Source organism: Anaerolineales bacterium (assembly GCA_022866145.1).
Taxonomy (GTDB): domain Bacteria; phylum Chloroflexota; class Anaerolineae; order Anaerolineales; family E44-bin32; genus PFL42.
The window spans coordinates 1-5,315 of sequence record JALHUE010000229.1 but is presented as its reverse complement, the minus strand read 5'-3'; the positions used below and the strand labels follow the sequence as shown (position 1 = coordinate 5,315).

General features: G+C 66.2%; 6 protein-coding genes. 5 read left to right on the top strand and 1 reads right to left on the bottom strand.

Annotated elements, in window-relative coordinates; genetic code table 11:
- A partial coding sequence (locus tag MUO23_07245) for a biotin/lipoyl-binding protein (GenBank protein MCJ7512752.1) occupies positions 1-493 on the bottom strand: 493 nt, incomplete at its 3' end.
- A gap of 311 nt (positions 494-804) precedes the next feature.
- Between MUO23_07245 and MUO23_07240 the strand changes: the two genes are divergently transcribed.
- From MUO23_07240 to MUO23_07220, 5 genes are all read left to right on the top strand, one after another.
- Complete coding sequence (locus MUO23_07240) at positions 805-1,821, top strand: hypothetical protein (protein ID MCJ7512751.1); 1,017 nt, start codon at positions 805-807, stop codon at positions 1,819-1,821.
- Positions 1,818-2,327, top strand: coding sequence for a CopD family protein (locus MUO23_07235; protein ID MCJ7512750.1), 510 nt, complete (start codon positions 1,818-1,820; stop codon positions 2,325-2,327). The genes MUO23_07240 and MUO23_07235 overlap by 4 nt, the downstream gene beginning before the upstream one ends.
- A 96-nt stretch (positions 2,328-2,423) precedes the next feature.
- Entirely contained in the window at positions 2,424-3,383 is a 960-nt protein-coding gene (locus MUO23_07230) for an MBL fold metallo-hydrolase (protein ID MCJ7512749.1), read from the top strand.
- A gap of 200 nt (positions 3,384-3,583) precedes the next feature.
- The gene (locus tag MUO23_07225) at positions 3,584-4,768 is read left to right on the top strand and encodes a DUF5666 domain-containing protein (GenBank protein MCJ7512748.1); all 1,185 of its coding nucleotides are present in this window, start codon (positions 3,584-3,586) and stop codon (positions 4,766-4,768) included.
- A gap of 65 nt (positions 4,769-4,833) precedes the next feature.
- On the top strand, positions 4,834-5,315 hold a 482-nt coding region (locus MUO23_07220), incomplete at its 3' end, for a sigma-70 family RNA polymerase sigma factor (GenBank protein MCJ7512747.1).

Below are 5,315 nucleotides of genomic sequence, written 5' to 3'. Positions count from 1 at the left end.
CCTGGCGACGATCACTGCGGCCAGCGCCGCCTTCACGCTGGTGCTGCTTGGCGCGGTTGCCCTGCTTGCTCACCCGCCAGGTGCGCTCGGAAGCTTTGAGGGTGTCCTGGGCATCCGCCAGGGCTAACTGCGCCTCGGCGCACGCCATGCCGGCTCCGTTCTCGAGATCCGCCAGCGCCTCGTGCGCCTCGATCAGGGCCAGTTGGTCTGCCGCCAGCTCCGCCTCCAACTGCTTGCGCTCGGCCTGCTCGGCCAGGATGTCGCCGGATTTGACCCGATCGCCGACCTTCACATGCAGGGCCGAGATAGTCCCGCTGGCCCCGAAGCCGAGCAGGATCTCATCCGCGGCGGTGAGCGTCCCGGTACCGCTGACGAGCAACACGAGATCGCCAGATCTCACGGTTGCCGTCTGCAGTTGGGCTTCATCTTGCGCCTCCCCCGATAGAACGCCAGTCTTGGCGAAGGCGAAGACGGCCACGCCCAGCAGCAACACGGCAATGGCGACCGCCGCCGTATTCCGCCGACGAGGGGGTATCGACTTGAAACGGTCTTGGATTCTGGCTTTCCTACAGGGGCCTTCCTTTCACGACACCCAGGGATCGACTGTCAGCATAGCGAGCCGGCTTGAGGGCGGTGTCCGGCACTTGTGAAGGGATTGTGTGGTCAGCCCGAATCTGCCGCTCCGGGGGGCCGGAGCCCCGGCCGCCGGTCTGCGCCAGGTTCTTGTGCTTGGGGACGCCGCTCGTCGGGTATAATCCCCAGCCGGCATTCCCCGCAGCCACGCCCGTCGGACCAAGACAGCCCATGAGCGATCTCTCCCAGAACGAACCAACCGCTACCAGCTCGCCTGAACCGCGGCGCCGTCGTCGTTGGATCTGGCTGATCCCGCTCACCTTGGGCGTTATCCTTCTCGCCGCCTCCATCGGGTATCTGGTGGGCGTGCAGCAGCGACAGCAGGCACGCCAGGTGGCTTTTGGCCTGAGCGCCGACGAACAGTGGGGTCTGGCGCTCGAAGACCTGGAAGCCAGGCGCTTCGAGTTGGCGCGCCAGCGAATCGAATACGTGATCCGCCTCGACCCAACCTATCCGGACGCCGCCCAGCGACTGGCCCAAGCCCTGGTCGGCCTGAACGCCCCGCATCCGACGCTGTTGCCGGGCGCCACGCCAACCCCCAACCTGGCCCCTATCGAGGACTTGTTTGTCCAGGCCCACCAGGCTCTCGCCGATGGGGATTGGGACCTGACGATCGAGACACTCCTGGCCCTGCGCGCCAAGGATTTCGAGTACCGGGCAGTCGAGGTCGACGGACTGCTCTACGCCGCCCTGCGCAACCGCGGGGTCGAGCGCATTGGCCAGCAAGGCCTGTTGGAAGAGGGGATGTATGACCTCAGCCGCGCCGAACTCTTCGGTCCCCTGGATGAAGAAGCCGAAAACTGGCGCAGCTGGGCCGACCTCTATCTGTTGGCCAACAGCTACATGGGCGCCAACTGGGCCCAGGCGGTGTACTACTTCTCCCAGGTCTACGTCGTCGCCCCCTATTTGAAGAATGATGCTTACATCAAGTACGCCATCTCATCCCAGGCCTACGGCGACCTGCTGGTCTCCTCGGGCGACCCGTGTGCCGCCAAGGGCTACTATGAGCAGTCGCTCCTGGCTTGGGAGAACGGCACCCTCGTCCCGACCGCCACCGAGGCCTACGGTCTTTGCGAGGATGCCGAAGACCAGCCGGAGGAGCCGGCGGAAGAGACCGCTACGCCCGGGGGCGAAGTGCCGACCGAGACGCCCACTCCAGATGGCGGTGGCGGCAGCGGCGGCGGGTGAGCTCGCCCGTGCCGGCCTGGGCGCTCACGGCGGCCTACGCCCTGCACATGCTGGCGACCATCGTGCTCGTCGGCGGGCTGTTCGTCCTCTCAGTGCTCTGGCTGCCGGCGGCCAGCCGGTCCCTCTCCGCCCACGATCAGGCCAACCTGCTGCGGGCCATCTCGCGGCGATTCCAGCCGCTGGCCTGGCTGAGCATCGCCGTGCTGGTCGCCACCGGAATGACACAGATGGCAGCCAGCCCGAACTATCTCGGCTTGCTGGCGATCGACAACCTTTGGTCGGCGGCGATGCTCGCCAAACACACCGCCTTCGGGGCGATGTTGGCGCTCGCCGCGTACCAGACCTGGGTGGTCACCCCAACCCTTGAGCGCCAGGCCCTGCTGAGAGCAGCGGACACGGGACTCGAAGGGCGGGCAGCCACCGCAAGCCAACAACGCCTGCTTCGCATCAACCTCTGGATCGGCATCGTAATCCTGGGGCTGACGGCTATTGCCCGCACCGCCTGAATGCGGCGGGTGCGCCCTCCATCGGCGATGACGTCGCTTGCCGGTGTACAATGGCCGTCGTGACCTCGTTCCAACCCTCGCCCGGAGTGCGGCCGCGTGTTTGAGCTCACCTTCCTGGGCACATCAGCCTCGGCCCCCTCGATCCGACGCGGGCTGTCGGCCCAGGTCGTCAGCTACCGCGACCAGCGGTTCCTGATCGACTGTGGCGAGGGGACGCAGCGACAGATCCTGCAATCCGGCATTGGGTTTCGGCGGCTGAACCGCATCCTGATCACCCACGGGCACCTCGACCACATCCTCGGCCTCGCCGGATTGCTCTCAACTTTCATGCGGTGGGAGACCATCGACACCCTGGAGATCTTCGCCGGACGGCATGCCCTGGATCGAATCCGCGACCTGATCCAGGGCGTGGTCCTGCGCGGTGCCCGCCCCCCGATGCGGTTGGAGTTGAACCCGATTGAGCCCGGCGTCCTGCTGGAGGCCGGCGGTCTCCGCATCACGGCCTTCCCGGTGCAGCACCGCAGCCCCGGCTGCTACGGCTTCGTCTTTGAGGCCGCCTCCCATCGACCGTTCCTGCCGGAGCGAGCGGAGGCGCTCGGCCTGCCGCCCGGGCCGTTGCGCCGCGACCTGGTGGCGGGCCAGCCCGCCCACTTGCCGGACGGCCGCACCATCTTGCCCGACGACGTCCTCGGTCCGGTGCGGCGCGGCACCCGCCTGATCCACGTCGGCGACTGCGGCAGCACCCGCGAGCTGGATGAGGTATGTGAAGGGGCGGATGGCCTAGTCATCGAGGCGACCTACCTGTCAGTCGAATCCGACCTGGCCCGCCAGTTCGCCCATCTGACTGCCAGCGATGCCGCCGAGCTGGCGAAGCGGGCCGGGGTCGGGCACCTATACTTGACCCATATCTCTCGTCGCTACCGGACGCGAGACGTGCTGGACGAAGCGGCCGCCATCTTCCCCGCCGTCACAGTCGCCCGCGATTTCGACCAGTTTTCGATCTTGCGGTCTGCCGACCCCGACCTGGCCTCTGCCGGCCACCAGCCGGCGGGCTAGGCCCGACCCCGCCGCGCAGCCCCCTCCCGCACCGGCTTCCATCGACCTGCATCTGTCCCTGCTTAGTTGACATAACAATCCATCGCGGTCTTGAGCTCGTTTCGGCCTAGTACGCCGGTCCCAGTTTTTCCATAGGCCATAACCTCATGCCCGCGAATGCGACTAAATAGATGATACCAAGGAGGTTTGAGGAGTATTCGATGAAAACACGCACAAGCACCCTGATCTTGACCACCGCCCTGATAGCGGCCAGCCTGGCGCTGGCGGCCTGTGACGGTACGGCCGCAGCTGCCCAAGATGCCGGCCTGGCCAAGCCGCCCGCCGAACAGGCACCCGCCTCTTCTGGGGAAACCGCCCTCGTGCGCCTGAGCAGTGCCTTGCAGGTATTCGAGCTGGTGGGTCCGGCTGACAGCATAAGCCCCGAAGAATGGACTGTGGCCGGGGTCACCTTTGCCACCGGCAAGGGCACCGAAATTGAGGGAGAGCTGGGCGCAGGCGATCTGGTGAAGGTGGAGATCGCTTTGCAGGCCGATGGCCAGCTCTTCGCCCGTGCGATCCGGCGCGCCATCTCCGCCGCGGCACCCGAAGGGGTCGGCGAACTTGAGTTTGTTGGGACGCTGGAAGCGGTCGGCGACACACAGTGGACCGTGAACGGCTTGACCCTGCAGGTGGGGCCTGGCACCGAGCTCATGCCCGGCATGCAGGCTGGCGACCTGGTCAAGGTGCACGCCCTGATCGGCGAAGGCGGAGTCCTGACTGCGCGTGAGATCGAGAAGGCCGAGGACGAGGCGGAAGACAGCCAGGAACCTGTCGGGGAGTTCGAGTTCGCCGGGACGGTGGAGTCGATGGGCGCTGACAGCTGGACGGTCGGCGGCCGCACACTGGCCATCGCCCCCGGCACGGAGGTCAAGGGATCGATCGAGGTCGGCAGCCTGGTGAAGGTCCATGTCGTGCCTCAGGCGGACGGCTCGCTGCTCGCCCGCGAGATCGAACCGGCTGGTGTCGAGGACATGTCAGATGACTCGGGCACCCCGGAGTCGGGCGAGGACGGCGAGGACTTCAAGTTCTCCGGCATCGTCGAGTCCATCGGCGAGGGCAGCTGGACCATTGGCGGTATGACCTTCTCGGTCACCGGCGCCACCGAATTCGACAGCCACATACTGGTCGGGGACATGGTGCAGGTCGAACTTGTCCGCAATGCCGACGGCAGCCTGACGGCCAAGGAAATCGAGGAAGACAACGATGGCCTGTCGTTCGATGACGATGACCTGAACAACCACAACATCGGCTCGGGCAGCGATGATCACAGCGCTGACGACAACGGCGGCTCGGGCAGCGATGACAACAGCGGCAAGGGAAGCGGCAGCGGCGGGGACGACGACTAGTCCCATTCGCATGAGCTCCCCTTTCGCTCCTCGTCCCGCCTACGCGGGACGAGGAGCGAACCCGGATGAACCCCATGCTATACTGCGCGGCGCCAACAGCGAGAATTCCAAGTCTTGGACACCTGACGTTGCGACTGCGTACACGTGGCGCCAGCACCGCCGAAGTTGACCGCCTGCACTCCCTGGATGCGCAGGCGGTCGGCGAGATTCACGACCGATACTACGCGGTCGTGTATAGGTATGCCCGATTCCGTCTCAACGACGACCAGCTCGCCGAGGATCTGACCAGCGATGTGTTCGTCCGACTGATCGAAGCCCTCCAGCTGGGCAAAGGGCCTCGGACCACAATCCAGGGCTGGCTGCTGGGTACAACGGCCAACCTGGTCGCCGACCACTATCGCCGAGCCTACCGGCACCCGCAGGCAGAGATCACGGAACAGCTCCCAGCCAACGGCCCGCAGCCGGACGACCTGGCGGCCCGCAGTGAGCTCGGACGCCACCTGCAGCAGGCCCTCACCGCCCTGACCCCCGACCAGCAGGATGTCGT